This window comes from Rhizobium sp. KNZ2-6A, assembly GCF_056755475.1.
The window spans coordinates 1-22,928 of the sequence record NZ_JBNDIC010000041.1 but is presented as its reverse complement, the minus strand read 5'-3'; the positions used below and the strand labels follow the sequence as shown (position 1 = coordinate 22,928).

The window sequence follows — 22,928 nt, the reverse complement described above, 5'->3', positions numbered from 1 at the left end:
CGACATCACGACCTTAAGGTGTAAATGTGTGGTTATCGTCAATGTTTGTGGGGTACTTCGATGTTCCGCAACCGTACTGCCGGACAATTTTTGCTGCTCGCATGGGCACTTCTCGTGTTCAGTTTCAGTACGAGTGCCTGGGCGCAGAGCGCCAGCACGGTCCAAACAAACGCTGCGTTACAATCGACGTCCATTTCGGGACTGGCGGTGGGAACGACGATTGTCCGCAGCGGGTTTTACGCTGCCGGGGACGGTGGCGCCGCTACATATACCTTGTCAGCATCCAATTGCACCCACGCCGATAACGGCGCGCAGGTCCAGCCATCAAGCGGAACAGGGTGTTGGATGCTGCAGCCCAGCACAATAACGGACATCCGCATTTGGGGTGCACGAAACAACAACTCGACAGATATTGGCCAATACGTCCAGAAAGCCTATGACGCAAATGTCGGTTGCATCTTTGTTCCGGCGGGAATTTGGTTATGGTCCTCCGCAGTAACGATGTCGGCACAGACCCCTTGCTTCCGTGGAGCAGGCTGGAATGAGGCAGTTTCAGCGGGATCATTGAGCAGCACAAATATGCTCGGTACGTGGATTCACCGCTCTAGCACTTCTTTCACCCCCGCCACAATAAGTGGCCTTTCAGGCCAAGGAGGTACGCCTTCCTTTTCTTATATAGCGTTTTATGATGACCAGCCAACGATTGGTACCGGTCCCTGGACCCCAAACGCCTATCCCTATTTCTTTGTAGTTTCAAATAATGGTGGCCGGGTCGATTTTGATAATATCCTGTTCTATAATACAACGCATTGCATCAGTGTCTTTAACTCTGCGCGGCAGCACATCACAAATATTTATGGCCAGCCCCAGGGAACGTGTCTTTCCTTTGATGCCCTATATGATATTTCGACGCTTAAACATATCCAGTTTTGGCCTTTCTGGTCAGGGGCTTCCGTCGTCGCAGCGTTCGACCAGACTGTTGATCCGATTGTCTACGCACGATCCGATGGACCTTTTATAGACGACATTTTTTGCTTCTCTTATCATAGTGCCCTAACCTTTACCCAATCGAGCAACGGCACTACGACAGGCGCCCAGATCGGTTCTGTGTCCGCTGACGCCACGCTATACGGTATTTGGATTCAGCCCGGCGCGACAGGCGTGCAACTACAGATCGCCAATCTTCGCGGGTCGGGCCAGTCATTTCCCGGAACCGGAAGTCAGCCTGGTTCAGGAACCTATCGGGATTCTGGGACAAGTACCCAGGTATCGATCGGAAATATAGATTGCTACTACGCCGGCGGTAGCTGCATCGCCGTATTGGGCAGTGGAAGCCTGCAATTTAGTAACGGGGTGCTTTGGAACTACAACAACGACAATAATGGGTCTGCCTCTATTAATGCCGGAACTTCCGGTTTCATTTCAGGCGCAAATCCATTAAGCATCGCCAATGTGAAGTATCCAGCACCTGTGATTCCCACAACATCCGCGGGTGGCATTTATGCGCTGCGCGGCGTAAGACAGTATTGGACCCCGGCGGTGGTTGGGAGCGGCGCGAGCGGCACTGTAACGTATAGCTCGCGTGTTGGGACGTTCTGGTATGATGGCTCCCAGGTGACGACTACCTTTAACATAAGCGGTACTACCTCCAGCGGCCTCTCAGGTTCTCTCTTTATCAATGGTCTGCCGTTTGCTGGCAACGCGCTATCAAACCAGAATGCGTTCTGCACCATTTCCGCTATGGCGGGAATTACGCTCAGTCCCTCGTTTACTACGCTGTCCGGGATTATATCCCCTGGTTCAAATCAAATATTGCTTGTCGAAAGCGGCAGCGGCCAGTCGACAATACCGGCACCGACAACGATCGTGACAGGCGGTTCCGGCGCCTTCGTACTCGAAGGATCATGTACGTTTGGGTCAGGACAATAAGAAGAATAACGAACAGCGGCGGTCGTTGCTTGTGCGCCAAGAAACATCGGCTTAAGGACGAAAGAAATGCCAATTTCCAAGGAGCACTTCTCCTGGAATTGCTTTGGTGTGTTCAGCCGCTGCCCGTTGACAGCGGCGGGCCTGTTTTTGTATGGAAAGTACAACGGTAATGGATTTCTGCCGGGCCATGGTGGCCGAACCGCTGCTCTGATTTTTCCAGGGAAGCTGATGACTCCTACTCAACGCGCCTGAGAGGCGAAGGAGTGGAGTCGTGCCTGTTTTCCTGCCGTTATCCCGCTCATGTCATTTATCCACTGTCCCCGCAGGATCGTCCGTCGGCCTTGCGGGAGGGGCAAACTGATGTCCGCCTCCGCCTATTTTCATCATCGCTTTCAGCAATTTCGCAGCCTGTTCAAATGGATAGTCCTGGTCGTACCCATGGCTGTTGTCGTCGGCTCGCTCTGCGCCCTGTTTCTCTGGAGCCTGGACAAGGCGACGGCTGCGCGTTTCGACCATCCCTGGCTGATCTTCCTGATGCCGATTGCCGGTTTCCTGATGGTACTGGTCTATCAGCGCTTCGGCCGCGGGTCGGAAGGCGGCAACAATCTGATCGTCGACCAGATCCACGAACCCGGCGGCGGCGTGCCGCTGCGCATGGCGCCCTTCATCCTGGTTTCGACGGTCCTGACGCATCTGGTCGGCGGTTCGGCGGGACGCGAGGGGACGGCGGTGCAGCTCGGCGGCAGCATTGCGAGCGCATTCGCCAGACTTTTCAGGCTCAGCCATGCCGAGATCCGCATTCTCCTCATGGCGGGGATCGCTGCGGGCTTCGGCGCGGTCTTCGGCACACCGATCGCCGGTGCTGTCTTCGCTCTCGAAGTTCTAACGATCGGGCGCATGCAATATGAGGCGCTGATCCCGAGCCTGGCTGCGGCGATCGCGGCCGATTGGACCTGCCATGCCTGGGGCATCGAGCATATCCAGTATCAGATCGGCTACCTCGCCGGCACGCCGGCCAGTACCTTCCATCTCGATGCGCTGCTGCTCGCCAAGGTCGGTATCGCCGGCGTGATCTTCGGCCTGATGGCGCGCTCATTCAGCGAAGTCTCGCATCGGGCGTCGGCGGCATTCAAGCGGTTCTGCCCCTATGCGCCGCTCAGGCCTGTCATCGCCAGTGCGATCCTGATCGGTCTCGTCTATCTGCTCGGTACGCGGCAATATCTTGGACTTGGCGTCTGGTCGCCCAATGCTGGCGATGCGACGATCCTTGGCTTCTTCGATCCGGTCCATATCGATTACTGGAGCTGGTTCTGGAAGGCCGTCTTCACGATCGTGACGCTGAGTGCCGGTTTCAAGGGCGGGGAGGTGACGCCCTTGTTCTTCATCGGTGCCGCACTTGGCAATGCACTTGCCGCCATTCTCGGTGCGCCGGTTGATCTCTTCGCCGGGTTGGGTTTCGTCGCTGTCTTTGCCGGCGCTACCAATACGCCGCTTGCCTGCATGATCATGGGCATCGAGCTCTTCGGCGCGACGCATACGGTCTATCTCGCCGTCGCCTGCTTCCTTGCCTATATCTGCAGCGGCCATACGAGCATCTACCTGTCGCAGCGGCTCGGCATCGCCAAGAGTGCTGCTGCCGGCAATATTCCCGTCGATACGCCGCTTCGCCATATTCGCGAGCGTGGCTTGAAGACGCGGCGAGAAAATGCCCATAAGGTCGGAAAGGTTTGACGCAAGGACGGCTGGAGGTTGTCGTGCTCTATCTTGCCGTGTTTCTTGGCGCCGGATTGAGTGGATGGTAGGGCTTGCAATTGTCCGGCTAATAATTCAGGCTCAAACGGTTTCGTGATTGGAGTCGGCAGATTTCGCCGCATTTTTGCCGATTCTGAGGTGAATCCCTCTCGAGAATCGCGGAGATTCATTCCACGACAAACCACCGCTCGTTGCGAACGGACTCTCTTGCGAAATTCGACTAATCAACTCATATAATCGCCTATTGAGATCATCGCATAACACAAGGAGTCGGGCGTCGATCAGGATAAGGACGGGCAAGCATTCCCAATGACAAGCCTGTTCTCGCTCCGGGATTCGCATGCGGATTCCCCGGGCAAAATTTCCTCCCGGACCGCACCGCCCCAAAAGACAGACATGACGGAGAGTCCCTTGAGCGTACCTGCTCCCACTTCCCACCAATCTCCTGCTCCGGAACAGACCTTCGGCACGGCCGGCATTGCGCCGATGGACCGCCCGAGCGCCATGACCCGCTTTTTCATGGGCATCGTTGCCTGGGCCGAAAGCCTCAACCTGAAATATGCCAAGCTCGGCAATCCGCCGGTCTACGACACCGCGACCTTCCCCTGGGCGGCCGAGATCGAGAAGGATTATCCGGCTATCCGCGCCGAGCTCGAAAAGGTGCTGCTGCGCCAGAGTGAGCTGCCGACCTTCCAGGACATCTCCACCGACGTGAAGACCATTTCGACCGACAGCCGGTGGAAGACCTTCTTCCTCCTCGGTTTCGGGGTTAAGTCCGAACAGAACATCAAGGCATGCCCGAATACCTGGGCAGCCGTGCAGAAGATCCCCGGCCTGACGACGGCGATGTTCTCGATCTTCGAGCCGGGCAAGCATCTGCCCGCCCACCGCGGCCCCTATAACGGCGTGCTGCGCCTGCATCTCGGCCTCATCGTGCCGGAGCCGAATGACAAGCTCGCCATCCGCGTCGACAAGCAGGTTTGCCATTGGCAGGAAGGCAAGGCGCTGATCTTCGACGACGCCTACGAGCACGAAGCCTGGAACCATTCCGACAAGACCCGCGTGGTGCTCTTCGTCGATTTCGTCAAGCCGCTGAAATTCCCGGCCCGTTTCGTCAACTGGGCCTTGATGAACCTGGCGATCTTCACGCCCTTCATCAAGGAAGGTCTCGATAATCACAAGGAATGGGAAAAGAAGTTCTACGCCGAAGCCGAGGCCTTCAGAAACCGCCCGAAGGCCTGATCGCGTCGACTGTTTAGTTTCATAAACCCCGGTCTCTCTGAGGGAGGCCGGGGTTTTGTTTTATTCAGTCACGTGCAGCTGCAGGGAGGCGTCCAGAGAGTGAAACCCTGCCTACTTCACGGTCCGCACGATTGCAGCGCCTGCCGTCATGCCGCCACCGAAGGCCACGAGCCCAAGGTTCAATGGCTCGGAGCGCTCATTGGCGACATGCAGCATGGCAAGCGGAATGCTTGACGAACTGGTGTTGCCATAGGTCTCGATGACGCTGAGGGCCGGGCGGCCGCTGCGCTTGGCAATCGTGTCGATGATGCGCTGGTTTGCCTGATGCGGCACCAAGAGGTCGAGGTTGGCAAGCTCGATGCCTGCATCGACGCAGGCGTTTTCGATAGAACGGGTCATCGAATGCACGGCTTCGGTGAAGACCGCGCGGCCGTTCATGGCAATGACACCATCATCAGGCAGCGGAACGTAGAGCAGATCGCCCGGCTCCGGCCGGCCGCTGACGATCGGGCGGCTTGCGGTGAAGAGCGGATTGCGCGCCATGTCGCGGCTGGTCACCAGGCTGGCCGTGGCGGCATCGCCGAAGAGGATCGCTGTAGAGAAATCGTTCATGTCGAGCAGCGGCGACAGGACTTCCGAGGTGATGATGAGCACCTTGGCGTCGTTCTGCTGTGCGATGAAATCATAGGCCTGCTGCAGTGCATAGAGATAGCCGGAGCAGGCGGCACCCATATCATAGGCGGCAAGCGACGGTCGCACGCCGTCTTCGGCGACGGCAACCGCGACGCGGCTTGCGAGCGACGGCGTGGCGATATCAGGCGTTCCGGTGGCGGCAATCACCAGATCGATATCGTGGATCGAAATCTGGTTCTGCCGCAGGAGATCGCGCGCGGCTTTCGTCGCAAGGCTCAGCGTACCCTCTTCGGGTCCGACCCAGAAGCGGCTCTTGATGCCGGTCAGCGCCAGGATCTCGTCAGCACGGCGGTTCGGCCAGTTGTGGATGATTTCTTCATTGGTGACACGGCGCGCGCCGGTTGCGAAACCGATGCCGTTGATGACGACTTCGGAGAAGCTGCCGGTATGGCGGCGCAGCGTCGGGATGACATGCGACTTCAGGCGGCGCAGCACGAACTTGTTCTGGATTTCGGAGGCGAGCGCGAAATTCTGCTCGCTCAGATCGCGATTGGCGTCGACGGTTAGAAGCGGACTGTCCGTGGCGATCTGGTCGCCGACCTTGGCGAAGACCTCCTGCACGACGCCGCCGATATTGGCGCAGATCTCGACCGAGGCTTTCGTCGCCTCGACGACGGCAACGAGCTGGCCCACTTCGATCGTGTCGCCGGGCTTGACGAACAGATCCGTCACCAGCACGTTTTCGTCGGCAGGGCCGGAGCCGATCGCCTTGATGGCCGCTGTCGGGCCGCTATCGTCCTCTTCATGCCAGGTCACCTCGCATTCGAGGACTTCGGCCATCAGGTCGACCAGCTTGCGATAGGAGGGCAGCGTCTCGAGCTGGTTGCGGAAGTTGAAGGGGATATGGGCGTCCGAGCGCGCAAGCCTGCGGACGACGACGGGCACATCGGTCTTTTCGGTCACGGTGGCGATGATCTCCGCGCCCATGCCGACGGTGCGATTGTCCTCATGGACGACGATCAGGCGGCGGGTGCGCCTGGCGCTCGCCAGCACTTCCTTCTCGTCCCAGGGCGAGATCGAGCGGAGATCGATCACCTCGACGGAGAAGCCCTGGGCCTCGAAAGCGCTTGCGGCATTGGCGCAGAGCGAAACGGTATTGCCATAGCTGACGAGCGTGATGTCTCGGCCGCGGGCGACATGGCGCGACAGGCCGGGATGGACGAAATGCTTGTCGAGATCCTCGGACGTGCGGCCGTCGGAATTGTTGAGCACGGCCTTGGGATAGAGGAAGACCGTCGGGCGCCGCGACTCGAAGGCGGCGTTGAGAAGTCCGGCCGCATCGCCGGCGCTGGAGGGCATGACGACATCGATGCCCGGTGTGTGCGCCAGCATGCCCTCGAAGCTTTGGGCATGGAACGGGCCGAGGCCGGGCTTATAGCCGCCGCAGCTCACCATCAGGATGACGGGAGCTTCCCATGCGCCCTCGGTGCGCCAGAACATGCTGCCCATTTCCGAAACGATCTGGTTGTAGGCAAGCGGCAGGAAATCGGCGAATTGCAGGAAGGCGACGGGGCGCTGCCCGGCCAGCGCACGACCGACGGCCGTGCCGACGATGGTGGATTCGCTGAGAGCGGCGTTGCGCACGCGATCGGGATATTTCGTGCTGAGGCCGCGGGTGACGCCGAAGACATCGCCCTTCGGATCTTCGATATCCTGGCCGAACAGAACGACGTCGGCGTTAGCGGCAAGCTGCTTGTCGAGGACCGCGTTCAGCGCTTCGCGCATCGTCAGTGTCGATGCTTTTTCATTGCCGCGATATTCCGTTTTTCCCTTGAATGAAGCCGGATAGGGAGCCTTCGCATCCGGCTCGACCTTGGGGGCGTCTTCCTTGCGGGCGAGGGCGGCTTCCGCCTGGACCTCGGCCGTCAGCTCCTGCTCGATCTTCCGAAGCGCGTCGGCGTCGATGCCTGCCTTCTGCAGCATGGCCCGCAAGTTCGGCAGCGGATCGCGCGAGGAGCCGGCCTCGATTTCGAGCAGGGTGCGGTAGGTCTTCTGATCGTCGGCATTGGTGTGGTCCGACAGCCGCTCGACATTGAGGAGCACTATGCTTGGCGTGCGATTGTTGCGGCTGTGGCGGACCGCCTTATGAAAGGCCTCGCGCGACGCCCGCAGATCGTCGCCGTCGGTGCGGATGATTTCGACACCGTAAAAGCTGGAGGCCGGGCCGCCGGGCAGATCGAAGAAGGTCTGCTTGCTCGTTCTTGTCGAAATGGAGAAGCTGTTATCCTCGATGACGAAGACGACGGGATACTGGCCGCGCACGGCCTCGGCGACCGCTTCGAGGAATTCACCCTGCTGGGTGGTGCCGTCGCCGACGCAACAGACGGCAATCGGCATGCCCGGCCTGTGCTTCAAGGACGCGGCAACGCCGGCGGCATGGAGCGCATTGTTGCCGACGGGGCCGACGATAGAGGTGATGTTGAGTGCGCGGGAGGAAAGATGCGCGCTCATCTGCCGGCCGCCTGAATGTGAACTGGCTGTGGCGAGCAGGCTGGAGAAGAACTCACGAATGGGCATGCCGCGCGCCAGCATCAATGCCTTGTCGCGATAATGGAGATGCAGCCAGTCGTCGTCCTGGAGAAACTCGTTGAGCAGCGCCGTGGACTCGTGTCCGGCGCCGGAAACATGGAAATGTGCTATGCCCTGCTTGATGAATTCTCGCTCAAGCCGGTCTATTTCTCTGGAAACGAAAAATATTCTATGAAGTTGCTTGAGGTATTCTGTTGTAAACCTCCCTTCCATCTCAATGATTTTCCTAATCTTTCGTCTAAATCCACTGAAGGGACCTAGGTAGACCCCTAGGCTGCCTTTTTCAATACACGTTAAATGACAATATCTTCTCAGTTTGAAATCGAAATACGTGGATTGCCGGGCTGGAGTTTTTCGCGATGTTTCTGTCCACAGGCATGGATCGATAAACGCATCCTTCCGCGCGCCGAGCGATTGGCGCGTTTATCGAAAGCGATCTCAGCCTGATTTGCGGATCTTGGCGTCGCCGTTCCGCCTTGCCGCAGCGGCCTTTGCGGCCTGTTCTTCCTGAAGGATCAATTCCTTCGGCTTCTTGCCAATGATCTCCTTGCGACCTTTCCTGGAGAAGGGTTGCGCGAGCTGGGCGAGGAAACCCTTGGCGACCTTGCCGGTGATGCCGATGTCCGTGGAGGAGGCGCGGGGCGGATTGTGGAAGGTGCCGAGAAGCTGATCCCAGATCACGAGGTTTTCCCCATAATTCGTATTGCCTTCGGCGAGGATCTTGGAGTGATGCCAGCGATGCAGGCGTGGGGTCGAGAATATGAGATCGAGCGGGCCGGTGCGCATGTCGACATTGCAATGGGTGAGCAGGCCGATAAAGGCCGTGACCGCGCCGATCCAAAGGAAGACCGGTAATGGTGCCCCCAGCAAGTAAAGCGGGATCTGGCCGAGCGCGATCTTGAAGAGCGTGTCGATGACGTGGAAGCGGCCCGTGTTGATGACCCAAAGGCGTTCGACACTGTGATGCAGCGCATGGAAACGCCACAGCGACAGATGCTCATGTGCCAGGCGATGGGCCATATAGAGGCCGAACTCGGCAACGACGAGGCCGAGCGCCACCTGGAATATCATCGGCCACTGATCCGGCCAGAAATGCGAATGGTAGCTCAGCGCCGGCTGCGCCACGGTCGCAACCGCCATCGGGAAGGAGGTGCCGATCGCGGCGGCGATCTGCACGCCACCCTTGGTCAGCAGCGTGTGGGCAACATCGTTGAAGGTTTCGCCATCGCGCTGCAGCCAGGTCCGCTCATAGGGCATGAGCCTTTCGAACAGGGCAATCACTGCCACCATCGACAGATAGACGACGTTGAACCAGAGGAGGTGCATGTCCGAGTCGAAGGCGAAATAGGCGCCGATCAATCCCGCGCAGAAGATGGCGGGCCACAAAAGGGACGAAACAGCAGCGTAAAGACGCGAACTGCTTTGAAATCTCATTCCATCATCCTCAGATTCTGATCAGCGAAAAATTTGCGCGTGAATATGCGCGATATGTAGCGCGATGATTGTGGAGTCGAAAGCGAAATTTTTACCGTGGCTCACGGCGGGCAGTTGAGAGGGAGGTCGAAGCATGAGGATAGAGAAGGCAGGACACGAGCATCTGGATGATTGGGCGCGCCTGCGCGCGGCGCTTTGGCCCGACGATTCGCTCGAGCATCACCGCGCGGAACTTGCGCAGTTTCGCTCCAATGAAAACGGTATTGCCTTCGTGGCGATCGATGTTGCGGGTCATGTCGTCGGTTTTGCCGAAGCGACATTGCGGCACGATTACGTCAATGGCTGCGAGACTTCGCCAGTCCTGTTCCTCGAGGGCATCTATGTGCGCCCGGAAAATCGGCGCGAAGGGGTGGCGCAGGCGCTTTGCCAGGCTGTTGCCGTCTGGGGGCGGGATGCCGGCTGCATGGAATTCGCCTCGGATGCGTTGATCGACAATCTTGCGAGCCACGCCTTCCATTCCGCACTCGGCTTCGTCGAAACCCGGCGCGTGGTCTATTTCCGCAAGCTGCTGTAGTCCGGAGCCGCGGCTAAGTGCCGATTTACCCGAATGTCAGCTTGGTCTTCTGCTGGCCGGCCTCGTCGAAATTCTCCGGGTTCAGCCAGCGCTCGTAGCCGGCCTTCAGGCGCGGCCAGTCGGCGTCGATCATGGCAAACCAGGCGGTGTCGCGGTTCTGGCCCTTGGCAACCATATGCTGGCGGAAGATACCTTCGAAGACGAAACCGAAACGTTCGGCCGCCCGCTTCGACGGTTCGTTGAGATTGTTGCACTTCCATTCGAAGCGGCGATAGCCGAGCGTATCGAAGACATAGGATGCGAACAGATAAAGCGTTTCGGTCGTCACGCGGCTGCGGGCGATCGCCGGCCCCCACAGGATGCTGCCGATCTCGATGACGCCATGCGTGCTGTCGATGCGCATCAATGCCTGCCGGCCTTCGGCGCGTCCGGTGCGCTTGTCGATGGTCGCGAAGAAGAGCGGATCGGCGCTGGAGGCCGCTTTCTCGAGCCAGGGCGAGAAGGCGGCGTAATCGGCGGGCGCATCCTCGAAGAGATAACGGAAGCGATCTTCTGCACCGGGAGCCCGGGCGGAGGCAAAGAGATCCTCGCCATGACGGCTCGCGCCAAGCGGCTCGATCCTGACGTAGCGGCCTTCAAGAGTAAGGCGCTCGGGGCGGGGCACGCCCTTCCAGTTCGTGAGATCCATGTCAAAGTCCTTTGGTCATTAAATGTAGCCTAGCGCAACCGGCCGGATTGTATCAGGTCCGCCAGGGATTGCGGCAGTTCTATTCCATTGGGCAAGCCGGGCGCCGGTTGCGGCGATACCAGACGGCTTTCCATGGGCAGGACGCCGGCCCAGATCGGATGGCTCGCCTCGTCCATATCGCCCGGCGGGCCGTTGCGGATTTTAGCCGAGGCCTCGTCGATTTTCATGCGCAGTACCGAAGTGGCTTTCACTTCCTGCCTGGTCATCGGTCTCAAACTGTCCCAGCGGCCGGGAAACAGGTCTTCGATGAAGCGGCGCAGCGCATCGGTCTTCTCGTCGAGATCATCGACCAGCCGGGCCGTGCCGAAGACCATGGCGGAGCGGTAATTGACGGAGTGATTGAAGGCGGAGCGGGCGAGCACGTAGCCATCCATGATGCTGCAGGTCAGGCAGACCGGCATGTCTTCGGCGGCGCGCAGGAAGCGGCTGGCGGCGGAGCCATGCCAATAGACGTAGTCGCCCTCGCGCCAATGCAGGGTCGGTGTCACATAGGGCGCACCATTGATGACATAGCCGACGTGGCAGAGCGGGGCCGCATCCAGAATGGCGTGAACGTCGGCATGGGCGTGGCTGCCGCGCTTGGGGCTGCGCCGCATGCGGGTGCGCTCGGTGGTCGGATAATCCTTAGTGTCAGGCGGGTAGAGATCGGCCATGTCGTCCTCGTCGATTGAGCGTTGATCTCTGACAGCAAAGAGGTAGGTTATAAATGGCCAGTTTTTTGATTTTTAGCAGACCAGTTGAGGTTTCATGGCAGCGGTGGCGCAATGGCCGGCACTCGACCGGACTTCGGGTGATTTGGAGGGACAAGTCTATCGCCTGATGCGCGATCGTATCCTGCACGGACAGATGCCGACAGGGCAGCGTGTGCCTTCAACGCGGGCAATGGCGTTCTCGCTCGGCGTCGCGCGTTCGACTGTCGTCAATGCCTATGATCGCCTGAAGGCGGAGGGCTATCTGCAATCGGCAACCGGGGCGGCAACGCGTGTCGCAGCCTTTCCGTCGGCACCCTTGTTCGGGCAAGCTGCTGCGCCACTGCCGAACCAGCCCCGCATTACGGAGTTCAAGACCGGAGGATTGTTCGAACCGGGGGTGCCGGATGTGTCGGCCTTTCCTCATGCCGCCTGGGCGCGTTGTCTCGGTGCCCGGGGCCGCTCTTTGCGGGTTCACGATCTCGGATACCGCGATCATGGCGGCGTTCACGAGTTGCGCGAAGCCATCCTCGATCATATCGCTGCGACGCGCGGCGTGGTCGCCCGTCCCGAACAGGTCCTGATCGTGCCGTCGACTGGCGCTGCGATCGGGCTGCTTGCGAGCGTGCTGATCCGCGCCGGAGATCGGGGCGGCAATGCAGTCTGGATGGAGGATCCCGGCTATGCCACCGCGCAGGCGATCCTACGGATGGCCGGAGCCGACCTCGTGCCGGTGCCTTGCGATGCAGAGGGCATCGATATCACGCGCGGCGCCGGGCCGCTGCCGCGACTGATCTATGTCACGCCTTCGCACCAGTATCCGACCGGCGTCACCATGAGCCTGCCGCGCCGTCTCGCCCTGCTGGAATTTGCCCGTGCCAATGGCGCGATCGTGCTGGAAGACGATTACGACAGCGAGTTCCAGTATGCGTCGCGGCCGATCGCCGCCTTGCAAGGTATCGATCGCGGCGAAGTGGTCGCCTATGTCGGCACCTTTTCGAAGACGCTCGCGCCCGGCCTGCGTGTCGCCTATGCGGTCGTGCCCCCCCGCTTGGTGGCGGCGACCGAGGCGGCGCAGCGGTTAAGAGGCGCCGTCGTGCCTGTTCATATCCAGGCCGCGCTTGCCGATTTCATGCGCGAGGGACGGTTTCGCGCGCATCTGCGGCAGATGAACGCCATTTATGCCGAGCGCATGGCAGCGACCGTACCGGCACTCGATCGTCATTGCGGTAGCGAGCTGGAACTTGGAGTGGGCGGCGGCGGGCTGCAACTGGCAAGCTGGTTCCGTGACGCAAAGACCGATGATGTCGCCGTCGCGCGCGCAATTAACTCCAACGGTTTCGCCGTGCGGCCGATATCGGCGCTGTATCTCGGCCCTGCACGACCCGGACTGCTGTTCGGTATTGCCCGCATGGAGGCCCAGGCCGCGGATGGGGCGGCGGCGAGGATTGCCAGACTGCTTGCGACGATGCCCTTCAGCGCCTGAGAAACATCGCTCGGTATTCGCGCGGAGTTATGTCCTTCAGCGCCTTGAACTGCCTGTTGAAATTGGCAAGGGAGCTATAGCCGACGGCATCGCTGATGTGATGGATCGCCTGATCGGTGGAGGAGAGGCGGGCGCAGGCGTCGCCGATACGCATGCGCGTAAGATAGTCCGATATCGTTCCGCCGGTATGGCGGCGAAACATGCGGTGCAGACCGGAGACGCTGAGTGCCGCGATATCGGCCAGTTCATCAAGGCTGATTGCGCGCGAATAATGAAGATGCATATGCGTCAGCACGCGGTCGATGCGCTCGCGGCTTTCCTTGAGATCCGGTGCCTGCGCCGGCGCACTTGCAAGCGGCGTTGCCTGCCGGTCTTCCGCAACTCTCACCAGAATGTCGAGCAACGACAGCAGGCGCTCTACGGGCGGCTTTTCGAAAATGGTTTCGAAGGCAGGGCGGACGGCGGCGGAGGTCGTCTCCGAAAAGCGCAGGCCGTTGTCTCCCCGCTGCAGCATCGTCTCGATCGACCGGAATTCGACGGCGCCCCCTGTCATCCGCAAAAGCCATTCGCGATCGAACCAGAGCACGAGCGCGATATGCGGCTGATGTTCCTCGATCCTGCCGCGTGAAACCCAGCTGTGCGGCAGGTTGGGGCCGACGAGAACGAGATCGCCATCGCCATAGTCTTCGCTATGATCGCCGATGAAACGCTGGCCGATGGAGTTCAGCGTGAGCGTCAGCTCGAATTCCGGATGGTGGTGCCACTGGAAGGGAATGCAGTCGTCGAGCCTACGGTTCAGCATGCTCCAGGATGCTTCGGGTGAGCGGGGCAGGACTTCGAGATAGGGTCTCACGGGGCGTCCATAGTATCAATGAAGCCAGAATAGTATCAGAACTGGCCAGAGCCGGGCAACATCGAAACTCCGGTTGGAGCTACAACTTCTTCCGTCACCCGAAAACAGAGGGGGCCAGATGGAGGAAACCGATGCAGCCTGCCTTGAAACGAGATGCTCACCCGACCGCGTCAGCGGTCACGACACAATTGAAGGATATCCGGAAGACGCTGCCGCTCAGAGTGCTGTCGAAGGACGATTGGCAGCATTGGATCACCAAGGGTTATGTGATCGTGCGTCAGGCGGTGCCGGCGGCGAATGTCGAGCGGCTTGCCGACGTTTTGTGGCGTTTTGACGAGAAGGACCCGAACGATCCCTCCACCTGGTATGCGCCGCAACGGCGCGAGCACAAGATGAAGGAACTCAACAATACCGGCATGCTGGAGATCTATAATCACCAATATCTCTGGGACAACCGCATGGAAAAGCGGATCTATGATGTCTTCGTCGACATCTGGGATCGGGAGGATCTCTGGGTGACGATCGATCGCGCCAATCTCAACCCGCCGAAGAAGGTGAAGGGCAATCCGAACGGCTTCATCCACTGGGATGTCGATACCTCGATCCGCCCGCTGCCGATCGGCGTCCAGGGTGTTCTGAGCCTGAAGAAGCAGGATGGCGACGTCGGCGGCTTTCAGTGCGTGCCGCAGCTCTTCGAGCATTTCGAGGAATGGGAAAAGACCCAGCCGGTCGATCGCGATCCGATGCATCCCGACATGACGGGACTGTGTGTCGTCAATATCGACATGGAGCCCGGCGACCTGATGATCTTCAACTCGCTGCTGGCGCACGGCGTCCGTCCCAATCATTCCGACAACCGCGTTCGCATGGCGCAATATATCTCCATGCATCCAGCGGAATATGACAATGTCGCCGAGCGCGACGAACGTATCCGTCTATGGCGGGAGCTGGACTCCCCGAAGCGCGATGCCTTTCCCGGCGATCCCCGCGAATGGGAAAAGCAGAATGCGACCACGGCCGAACTGACGCCGCTCGGCGAGAAGCTGTTGGGGCTCAAGCCATGGTAAGCGGCTGAAGGTCGACTTCCTGAAAACATCGAGCGGCTCCAGGGCCGCTCGAAACGTTGGTGGAGTTCTGGTGGATTGCTGCGTGTTTGTCAGACTTCGTTCCAGCGGCGGATGACCGGCTCGGTCAGATCATGCTCGTAGCCGAGCACGCTGATGCTTGTGGTATCGAGGACCAGATGCGCGCCGCCTTCCGGCGGCAGGCCGACCCAGCGGGCGGCGAAGACGCGCAGAAAATGGGCGCTGGAAAAGATCAGGACGGAGCCGCCGATGCCGCGAAGTTCGCCGATGATCCGATCGGCGCGTATGCCGACGTCGGCGGCCATTTCGCCATTCGGGCAGCCATCGCGAAAGACCTGCCAGCCCGGGCGTTCGGCAAGGATCGCTTTGGTGGTGATGCCTTCATAGGCGCCATAATCCCATTCCGCCAGATCGTCCTTGACGACGCGGCGATCACCGAAGCCGGCCAGCGCGCAGGTATTCTGAGCGCGCTGCGACGGGCTGGACCAGACGGCGGCGAAATCGATTTGGGGTAGGCGACCGGCGAGCTTGCGGGCGGCTTCCTCGCCTGCAGCCGTCAGGGGAATATCGGTCCGGCCGGTGTGCCTGCCGGAGAGGCTCCACTCCGTCTGTCCGTGCCGCACTAGGTAGACTTCGGGATAGGCGCTGCTCATGCCGGTTCTCCTTTTCGCTTGATGTGCGGAATTCTTCGCATCCGCGAAGAGTTCTGTCGAGAGCCAAGGCTAATCGGCTGTTGGTATGATACCGCCTGCAAATCCAAGGCCTTGCAGGCGGTTATGAATCTCATCGTTTCACGGCGCGACGGACGCTGTGGAGTAGGATGGCGAGGCAGCCGACCAACAGGAGAAGACCACCTGCGAGCGGCGGCATGGCAAGAAACTCCACCGCTCCGGCGATCGCGAGGATGAGGATGAGGCAGAGCGTGGCGAGGCTGCCGTCGTCGATGAACATGCCGATAAGCTCGGACAGGGCGATGCGAAGCACGGTCATTGGGCTGCCTTCGTTGTCGGATTGCCGCGCATGACACGGATGATGGCGTAGGAGGCGAGCGAGATGATCGCGAAGATGGCGATCAAAGCGAGATCCTCGCCCGGCCAATGCGCGCCGATGCCTTCACCGGTCCAGAAGATGCCGAAGCTTGTCAGCATCAGGCCGACGACGAATTTGAGGGTGTTTTCGGGCACGGTGGCGAGCGGGCGGTGGACCAGCAACCCGATCAGCATGACGAGCACGAAGGCGGCAAGCGCGCCGAGGCCGGCATAGAGTGTTAGGCCATGGGCGCCGCCGACGGCGATGACGATGAACACCACTTCGACGCCCTCCAGCAAGACCGCCTTGAAGGCGGCGAGGCCGGCAAGGTAATCGGAGCGGCGATCCGAAGACTGCGCCTGCAATACCGCCGTCTCTTTCGAGAAGGCGGCTTCCTCGTCATGCAAGGCTATGACGCCGAGCGAGCGGAGGATGGCTTTGCGCAGCCAGCGCATGCCGAAGAGGATGAGGAGAACGCCGACGACGAATTGCAGCGTCTCGATCGGTATCAGCGCCAGCAGTGGTCCGAAGATGAGGACAAGGGCGGCCAGTACGGCAAGGGCAAGTGCCGCGCCGGTCAGCGCTGGACGCCAGCTTCTCGTGACGCCGACGGCAAGGACGATGGTGAAGGCCTCCACGACTTCGACGAAGGAGCCAAGGAAGGATGCCGTCACGGTAGATAGAATGGGTGTGAGGCTGTTCATGAAATGATTCCCGAATGACGACTAGGGATTTGAATTTGCCTGATATTTCCCCGAAGGCTCTTCTTGATGTCTTGGATGAGCTCACGCCGAGGAAAGAATCGGCGCGCTTTGAGCCTGAGGGTTGGCTTGCGGCTCATTTGCGCTTCCTCGTGCCGCGCTTGCTCCACGCCTTGTCGATCGCGCCGCGCAGCTGGCTAAGCTGGTCAAGACTGTCGATGGCTGCTTTCTTGTCCTTCGCCGCCAGCGCGACGATCAATGCCTCGATCAGCACCATCGTGCCGGCATGCATGGCCAGGTGGCCGGCATTGCCGCGCGGGACCGGGAGAACTTCGGCGACCTTATCGGCAGTCAGCGGGCCAAGATCGTCGCTGATGAGTATGACCGGCACGCCATGCTTGCCGGCGTGCTCCAGCAGCACGTCGACCTCGCGATAGAGCGGGGCATAGGCCATCATCAGCACGACGTCGCCTTTACCTATCCCAAGCAGGCGATCCGCCAGCGCGATGCCTGACGCTGAAAGCGCGTGGGTCGGCAGGCCGATGCGGTTGAGCTGCAGGCTGAGATAATCCGCCATTGCGCCTGACGGACCGATGCCGAAGATATGGCGCCGCGCAGCGCTTGCCAGAATATCGACGCTGCGTTCGAAGCTTACGGCAAATTCCTCACGTCGCAGGACCTCCAAGGCCTGTTCATGCATACCGATAACGTGGCGAAGCGCGTCGACGGCCTGGCTGCCTGTTTCAGCCAACGTGCGCTCCATCCGTGTTCCGGGTGAGGGCGTTCCTGTCAGCTCCGCAAGGACGGCGGCCCGCAGCGCCGACAGGCTTTCAAAGCCTAGGGTGCGCGCCGTGCGCACAACGGTGGCGTCGCTGGTGCCGGCGAGCTGCGCGATCTGGGCAGCCGAGTTCAGCAAGGTTGCCTGCTTCTGGTCGATGAAGAAGCGGGCAATGCGTTGCTCGGCAGGCGCCAATGTTTCGATCATGCCGAGAATGCGGTCGTCGAACGTGTGAGGATTCTGCCTCTTCTCTTCCATCGGATATCTTTGATTTGTAGTAAATGTTACCAATGACGTTAGCTGTAGCATTTACTGCATAAAAATGACAGCGCAAAAACAAAGGGCGCCCCGCTGTATAGCGAAGCGCCCGCTGATCCGATCGATCATCAAAGGCGAGGGTGAGACACGCGGCTGCGGCTATGCCGCCAGCGCGGCGCGCACCGCCGGGATCACCTTCTGGCCATAGAGCTCGATGCAGCGCAGCATCTTTTCATGCCCGAGCGCGCCGGCGCTGTATTTCAGCTGGAAGCGGCTGATGCCGAGCGTCTTCACGACCGGAGCGAGCTTGGCGGCGACCGTCTCCGGCGAGCCGACATAGAGCGAACCCTTTTCGATCTCGTTGTCGAATTCCGCCCGCGTCATGGACGGCCAGCCGCGCTCGCGGCCGATGCGGTCGCGCATGGCCTTGTAGCAGGGCCACAATTCCTCGCGCGCCTGTTCGTCGGTCTCGGCGATGTAGCCCGGCGAATGGATGCCGATCGGCTTGACGGGCTTGCCGAGCTGCTCGAAGGCGCGGTGATAGAGGTCGACATAGGGCTGGAAGCGGTAGGGGCTGCCGCCAATGATCGCCAGCATCAGCGGCAGATCGTAATGAGCCGCGCGCACCACCGATTCCGGGCTGCCGCCGACGCCGATCCATGTCTTCAGCTGGCCGCTCTCGATGGTCGGGAAGACCTTCTGATTGTGCAGCGGCGGGCGGATGCTGCCCTGCCAGTTCACCGGCTCGTTTTTGAGCAAGGCAGCGAGCAGATCGAGCTTTTCCTCGAAGAGCTGCTCGTATTGCGACAGCTCGAAACCGAACAGCGGGAAGGATTCCGTGAAGGAGCCGCGGCCGAGAATAACTTCGGCGCGGCCGTTCGAAACCGCGTTCAGGCTGGAGAAGCGCTGGAACACGCGGATCGGATCATCCGAGCTCAGCACCGTCACGGCCGATCCCAGATGGATTTTCGATGTGCGGCTGGCAATGGCGGCCAGGATCGTCTCGGGCGAGGAAACCGCGAAATCCTCGCGGTGATGCTCGCCGATGCCGAAGAAGTCTATTCCAACCTGATCGGCAAGGACGCCTTCCTCGACGACGTTGCGCAGCACCTGCGCATGCGGCAACGGCGTGCCCTTGTCGTCAAAAGTCACGTCGCCGAAAGTATCTAGGCCGAATTCGACATTGTTTGTCGTCATGATTTTTCCTGTCATGTGTCGAAATGATGTTGAGACAGCATGTAGTGTCGTTGCCGGTCATCAACTACCCGGAAAGTTTCGGCTGAAACCTTCGAGGAATTCGATATGCCAAGACAGGCCGGCGTTGCCTTCGGCGGAGCCGGCGTCAATATTGGCAACAGAAATATCATGCCGTTTCGGGTAAAGGAGGAAGCATATGGTCGTGCTGAAGAAGATCAATCTTACCAAGGCTTTTGCAGCATTCGATGAGGCGTGGAGTCCGCGCATCGGCGGCGACATCAACGATTTCCAGGTCAAGCTGGTGAAGCTGGATGGCGCCTTCCATTGGCACCATCATGAAGAGGAGGATGAGCTGTTCCTCGTCGTCAAGGGCACGCTACGCATGAAGCTGCGTGAGGAAAACGGCGGCGACATCGTGCTCGGACCCGGCGAATACATCATCATTCCGCATGGGGTGGAACATTGCCCGGTTGCCGAACCGACATGTGAAGTCGTGCTTTTCGAGCGCAATACGACGCTTAATACCGGCAATGTGGAAAATGAGCGGACGGTCCGCCAGCCGAAGCGACTTTAGCCTAGGCAACTTTGAGGGATATGGAAGGCACGGCGGCCCCGCTGAAGCGAAGCTGCCGGCCATTGTTCAGCCTGTCAGTTCAGCGCCAGCTTGTTCGATGGCGTGCGGCAGGCGGCGAAGACGTCCAGCTTGGGATCGTAGACCTTGGTGGATATATCCATCATGCCGAGAACGCTGTGGAAGATATTGTCGTGGGAGTAGGTGCCCTCGGCAGCGCGCTTGGAGAGGCAGGCCATGTCGAAACCGGCTGCCTTGGCGAGATCGTCAGCCATCCACACCAGCATCGGCACCTGCGTCTGCTGTGAGGGGGCGATGATATAGGGCGTGCCGTGCAGGTAGATGCCGTTCTCGCCGAGCGACTCGCCGTGATCGGAGAAATAGAGCACGGAGCCGGACACCGAATTCGAGCGCTGTTTCAGCTTGTCGATGACCATCGAGACGACGTGATCCGTATAGAGGATCGTGTTGTCATAGGCATTGGTGATTTCCTCCTGCGAGCAGGCGCTGAAATCGTTGGAACGGCAATCCGGGCGGAAGCGGCGGAATTCCTCGGGATAACGCTGATAATAGGCCGGGCCATGGCTGCCGAGCTGGTGCAATACCAGCACGCTGTCGCCCTTCACCTTGTCCAGCCAGCCGTCGATCTTGTCGACGAGGATCTCGTCCCTGCATTCGCCATCCTTGCAGAAGCGCGGATCGGCCGAGGTTGGTAGATAGGTGTAGGAGACACGATCGGTCACATTGTAGCTGCCGGTGTCGTTGTCGAGCCAGGTCACATCGACCTTCGCATGGGTCAGCACATCGAGCAGGTTTTCCGTCTCAAGTCCCTTACGGTGCGAGTATTGCCCGCGCGTGTAGACCGAGAACAGGCAGGGTATGGAGGTTGCCGTCGCCGTCCCGCAGCTGCTGGTATTGGGGAAGTAGACGACATTGCGCTTTGCCAGTTCCGGATTGGTCATCTTGGCGTAGCCGCCGAGCGAAAAGTTCTGCGCGCGCGCGGTTTCGCCGGCAACGATGATCGTGACGCGCGGCTTGCCGCTATCGACCACGCCGACCCTGCGGGCATCCGTGCCCAGCGGCTGGGCGACGACGTTTGCGTTCTTTTGAGCGTCGATTGCGTAACGCACCACGCTGGTGATCGGGATGACCGGATTGAGGGTATCCATCAGGTCGCGATGCGCGCGGCCGACGCCGGCATAGGTCTTATAGAAGCTGGTGCCCGCAGCGACGAAGATCGCGGCGCAGCTGACAATGACGGCGGTGTTGTAGGCAAGCTTCTTGAGGATGGGGCGATGAACGATCCGGACCCACATGATGACAAGCGAAGGCAAAACGCCCGTCAGCAGCACATATGTCACGAAGCGCGCCGTGATCAGATGCGCGCTTTCCGCTCCTGTCGACACCGCCGCATTGCGGATCATTTCCTTGTCGATGATGACGCCGAACTGATCGTTGAACCAGGAAGATACCGATGCGACCAGCACGAAGAAGATCAGGGTAGGCTTGGTGAGATATTTGGCGGAAAAGAGCGTGAAGAGCGCCAGGATGGCAGCAGAAATGCCGAACACGAAGGCTGCGAAGGCGGCCGGGTCAGCAATTAAGTAACCGTATGCCTTGGTCCAAAACATCCTGTTTGTCACGAGAAGTACATAAAAGGTGGCTATGAAACAAAGCGTGACGCTGCCGATGGCAGGCCTGAATTTCTGCCGGCCGGCCGGGGCGTTTCTGTTGGTCAATAGTTTTCTCCGCGCATCTGCTGCTGGTTGGGGCGGAAATGCCACTCCCGCAGGATACGTTTTGGCTGCCAAAGCCGGCCACCATGGTGATCAACCCTGACATTTACCTGAACGATGAGTCATTGTGCAGCGTTGTTTCGAGCCCTGTTCGGATTATCTTCGCTTTTTGTCAGCCTCGCGTTCGGAGTTCAGGTCACCGTCAGAAATAGGCATCATAGCTGCCGGATTGCAATGGGGAGCAATCGTGCAGCTCTTATTGATCGAAGACAATCCGGCTATAGGCAATGCCGTGCAGGATCATCTGCATGCGGACGGCTGGTCGGTCGACTGGTCGATCAATCTCGAATCCGCAACCGCCGCAGTCGCGATGAAAACGCATGACGTTGTCCTTCTCGACCTTCGATTGCCGGATGGCAGCGGCCTCGACGTGCTCAAGCTTATGGAAGCCCGCGGCGATACGACACCGGTCGTCGTCATGTCGGCTTATGATCAGCTATCGGACCAGATGACCGCCATGAGCATCGGCGCCGTGGACTATCTGGTGAAGCCCTTCGCGCTCGCCGAGATGGTGGTCCGTGTGCGGAAGGCAGCCTCGCGTGGCAGCCTGATCCGCATGCGCAATGTCAGCTAAGCGAGCGCTTTTTCAGGATTGGGTCGATCTTGCCGATCGCAGGAAATCGATCACCGCCATGGCAGCGGCAAAGACGACGAGCGACAGCAACCAACCCAGGACAGCATCCGACAGGTAATGTGCCCCGGTCATCACGCGCATGACCGGCATCATGATCGAGACGATCGCGAGCGGAATGCCGAGCCTGAGGCGCAAGTGTGGCGGCAGCAGCAATATGAGACAGAGCAGCCAGCCGCCGGACGACGCTTCTCCGGAAATGAAGGAGCAGTTTCCAAGGCATCGGCCGGCAAACGAACCTGCCTGGACGAAATCGAGCGAACCTCCGAAGAGATCGGTGCTGCGCGGCCTCGGCCTGCCGGAATAGCTTTTGAGCAAAGTGTTGACGATCAGCCCGCAGCCGATTGTCAGCGATATCAAGGCGGCGACGTAGCGGTCCGTTTTCGGCGTAAGCCAGCGGGCACCATGTTTGCGCCAGGACGAAATCAAGGTCGCGATCAGGGCGACGGCGGCGATGTAGGGTAGGGCAAGCGTCACAGCCCGCGCGATCTTGAGAAGAGGATTCTTGGCGAGAGCAAAGACGCCGCACACTTTTCCGGAAAGAGTGACCGGCGCGCAGGGTGTCGCGGTGAAGACGCTCCTGGCGACGAGGAGATCGATACCGGGGAACCGGTAGAAGACAAACAGCAGCAGCCACCAAAGCGGGAAGAGCGCGAGAAACGCGACGAAGGATCTGCTTACCGGGACCGTCCGTTTAGTATAGGCAATGGAATTATCGAACATCTGGAACGTCGGCCACGGTCTGAACAAGGTCAAAACGAGCGTCCGTCAGCGCTTTGCAAAATACCAAGACGGCCACTATCAAGCGTCCACTACGATAGAAGCCTGACAGCAGCCTGAAAGATCAAATGCTTAAGAAAATCAAACGACACGTCTGTAAGCGCGCATTTCCCTGCGCGTTGACGCGGGCGCCATGAGGGTGATCGTCTTTTGCCGATGGGCCTTGATCAGGC

20 protein-coding genes and 1 riboswitch are annotated in these 22,928 nt (G+C 59.8%); of the genes, 8 read left to right on the top strand and 12 right to left on the bottom strand.

What is annotated here, in order from left to right; translation table 11 throughout:
* The first annotated feature begins 60 nt into the window (after nucleotides 1-60).
* The 3 genes from ACPYOP_RS24160 (at nucleotide 61) to olsC (ending at nucleotide 4,923) form a co-directional block, all read left to right on the top strand.
* Nucleotides 61-1,929 carry a hypothetical protein gene (locus tag ACPYOP_RS24160; protein ID WP_481412814.1) on the top strand — a complete coding sequence of 623 codons (1,869 nt, stop codon included), beginning with the start codon at nucleotides 61-63 and terminating at the stop codon, nucleotides 1,927-1,929.
* Nucleotides 1,930-2,085: 156 nt separating this feature from the next.
* A riboswitch (Fluoride riboswitch) is annotated at nucleotides 2,086-2,174 on the top strand.
* A gap of 115 nt (nucleotides 2,175-2,289) precedes the next feature.
* The gene (locus ACPYOP_RS24155; protein ID WP_481412813.1) at nucleotides 2,290-3,660 is read left to right on the top strand and encodes a voltage-gated chloride channel family protein; all 1,371 of its coding nucleotides are present in this window, start codon (nucleotides 2,290-2,292) and stop codon (nucleotides 3,658-3,660) included.
* 417 nt (nucleotides 3,661-4,077) lie between these two features.
* A complete protein-coding gene (olsC, locus tag ACPYOP_RS24150) occupies nucleotides 4,078-4,923 on the top strand; it encodes an ornithine lipid ester-linked acyl 2-hydroxylase OlsC (RefSeq protein ID WP_481412812.1) in 846 nt (281 codons plus the stop codon).
* A gap of 111 nt (nucleotides 4,924-5,034) precedes the next feature.
* On the opposite strand, the gene ACPYOP_RS24145 is transcribed toward olsC, so the two are convergent.
* Together ACPYOP_RS24145 and olsE are read right to left on the bottom strand one after the other, a co-directional pair.
* The gene (locus ACPYOP_RS24145) at nucleotides 5,035-8,358 is read right to left on the bottom strand and encodes a thiamine pyrophosphate-dependent enzyme (protein ID WP_481412811.1); all 3,324 of its coding nucleotides are present in this window, start codon (nucleotides 8,356-8,358) and stop codon (nucleotides 5,035-5,037) included.
* Between the two features lie 225 nt (nucleotides 8,359-8,583).
* Complete coding sequence (gene olsE, locus ACPYOP_RS24140) at nucleotides 8,584-9,579, bottom strand: ornithine lipid hydroxylase OlsE (protein WP_481412810.1); 996 nt, start codon at nucleotides 9,577-9,579, stop codon at nucleotides 8,584-8,586.
* 133 nt (nucleotides 9,580-9,712) lie between these two features.
* Between olsE and aac(6') the strand changes: the two genes are divergently transcribed.
* Complete coding sequence (gene aac(6') / locus ACPYOP_RS24135) at nucleotides 9,713-10,153, top strand: aminoglycoside 6'-N-acetyltransferase (protein WP_481412809.1); 441 nt, start codon at nucleotides 9,713-9,715, stop codon at nucleotides 10,151-10,153.
* A 25-nt stretch (nucleotides 10,154-10,178) separates the two neighbouring features.
* On the opposite strand, the gene ACPYOP_RS24130 is transcribed toward aac(6'), so the two are convergent.
* Together ACPYOP_RS24130 and ACPYOP_RS24125 are read right to left on the bottom strand one after the other, a co-directional pair.
* Nucleotides 10,179-10,841, bottom strand: a complete 663-nt coding sequence (locus ACPYOP_RS24130) for a GNAT family N-acetyltransferase (RefSeq protein ID WP_481412808.1) — start codon at nucleotides 10,839-10,841, stop codon at nucleotides 10,179-10,181.
* A 29-nt stretch (nucleotides 10,842-10,870) separates the two neighbouring features.
* Nucleotides 10,871-11,554 carry a pyridoxamine 5'-phosphate oxidase family protein gene (locus tag ACPYOP_RS24125; protein ID WP_481412807.1) on the bottom strand — a complete coding sequence of 228 codons (684 nt, stop codon included), beginning with the start codon at nucleotides 11,552-11,554 and terminating at the stop codon, nucleotides 10,871-10,873.
* 94 nt (nucleotides 11,555-11,648) lie between these two features.
* Here ACPYOP_RS24125 and pdxR point away from each other — a divergent pair, with 94 nt between their 5' ends.
* Entirely contained in the window at nucleotides 11,649-13,076 is a 1,428-nt protein-coding gene (gene pdxR, locus ACPYOP_RS24120) for a MocR-like pyridoxine biosynthesis transcription factor PdxR (protein WP_481412806.1), read from the top strand.
* Here the strand turns inward: pdxR and ACPYOP_RS24115 are convergent.
* Entirely contained in the window at nucleotides 13,066-13,929 is an 864-nt protein-coding gene (locus ACPYOP_RS24115; RefSeq protein WP_481412805.1) for a helix-turn-helix domain-containing protein, read from the bottom strand. The two genes, pdxR and ACPYOP_RS24115, sit on opposite strands and share 11 nt — an antisense overlap.
* 131 nt (nucleotides 13,930-14,060) lie before the next feature.
* Between ACPYOP_RS24115 and ACPYOP_RS24110 the strand changes: the two genes are divergently transcribed.
* Nucleotides 14,061-14,996 carry a phytanoyl-CoA dioxygenase family protein gene (locus tag ACPYOP_RS24110; RefSeq protein ID WP_481412804.1) on the top strand — a complete coding sequence of 312 codons (936 nt, stop codon included), beginning with the start codon at nucleotides 14,061-14,063 and terminating at the stop codon, nucleotides 14,994-14,996.
* Nucleotides 14,997-15,085: 89 nt separating this feature from the next.
* On the opposite strand, the gene ACPYOP_RS24105 is transcribed toward ACPYOP_RS24110, so the two are convergent.
* From ACPYOP_RS24105 to ACPYOP_RS24085, 5 genes are all read right to left on the bottom strand, one after another.
* Nucleotides 15,086-15,667, bottom strand: coding sequence for a histidine phosphatase family protein (locus ACPYOP_RS24105; protein WP_481412803.1), 582 nt, complete (start codon nucleotides 15,665-15,667; stop codon nucleotides 15,086-15,088).
* Between the two features lie 130 nt (nucleotides 15,668-15,797).
* On the bottom strand, nucleotides 15,798-16,004 hold the full coding sequence (locus ACPYOP_RS24100; protein WP_481412802.1) for a hypothetical protein: 207 nt from the start codon (nucleotides 16,002-16,004) through the stop codon (nucleotides 15,798-15,800).
* On the bottom strand, nucleotides 16,001-16,747 hold the full coding sequence (locus ACPYOP_RS24095; protein ID WP_481412801.1) for a COG4280 domain-containing protein: 747 nt from the start codon (nucleotides 16,745-16,747) through the stop codon (nucleotides 16,001-16,003). Before ACPYOP_RS24095 ends, ACPYOP_RS24100 begins: the two co-directional genes overlap by 4 nt.
* Nucleotides 16,748-16,880: 133 nt before the next feature.
* Nucleotides 16,881-17,780 carry a MurR/RpiR family transcriptional regulator gene (locus ACPYOP_RS24090; RefSeq protein ID WP_481412800.1) on the bottom strand — a complete coding sequence of 300 codons (900 nt, stop codon included), beginning with the start codon at nucleotides 17,778-17,780 and terminating at the stop codon, nucleotides 16,881-16,883.
* Between the two features lie 159 nt (nucleotides 17,781-17,939).
* Nucleotides 17,940-18,977: an LLM class flavin-dependent oxidoreductase gene (locus ACPYOP_RS24085; RefSeq protein WP_481412799.1), complete on the bottom strand. Its 1,038-nt coding sequence runs from the start codon at nucleotides 18,975-18,977 to the stop codon at nucleotides 17,940-17,942.
* A gap of 196 nt (nucleotides 18,978-19,173) precedes the next feature.
* Between ACPYOP_RS24085 and ACPYOP_RS24080 the strand changes: the two genes are divergently transcribed.
* Nucleotides 19,174-19,551, top strand: coding sequence for a cupin domain-containing protein (locus ACPYOP_RS24080; RefSeq protein ID WP_481412798.1), 378 nt, complete (start codon nucleotides 19,174-19,176; stop codon nucleotides 19,549-19,551).
* 74 nt (nucleotides 19,552-19,625) lie between these two features.
* Here ACPYOP_RS24080 and ACPYOP_RS24075 read toward each other — a convergent pair whose 3' ends face one another.
* Nucleotides 19,626-21,287 (bottom strand): phosphoethanolamine transferase, encoded by a 1,662-nt coding sequence (locus ACPYOP_RS24075; protein WP_481412797.1) that lies wholly within the window; start codon nucleotides 21,285-21,287, stop codon nucleotides 19,626-19,628.
* 244 nt (nucleotides 21,288-21,531) lie between these two features.
* Here ACPYOP_RS24075 and ACPYOP_RS24070 point away from each other — a divergent pair, with 244 nt between their 5' ends.
* Entirely contained in the window at nucleotides 21,532-21,918 is a 387-nt protein-coding gene (locus tag ACPYOP_RS24070) for a response regulator (protein WP_481412796.1), read from the top strand.
* A gap of 12 nt (nucleotides 21,919-21,930) precedes the next feature.
* Here ACPYOP_RS24070 and ACPYOP_RS24065 read toward each other — a convergent pair whose 3' ends face one another.
* Nucleotides 21,931-22,731: a phosphatase PAP2 family protein gene (locus tag ACPYOP_RS24065; RefSeq protein ID WP_481412795.1), complete on the bottom strand. Its 801-nt coding sequence runs from the start codon at nucleotides 22,729-22,731 to the stop codon at nucleotides 21,931-21,933.
* Between the last annotated feature and the right edge of the window lie 197 nt (nucleotides 22,732-22,928).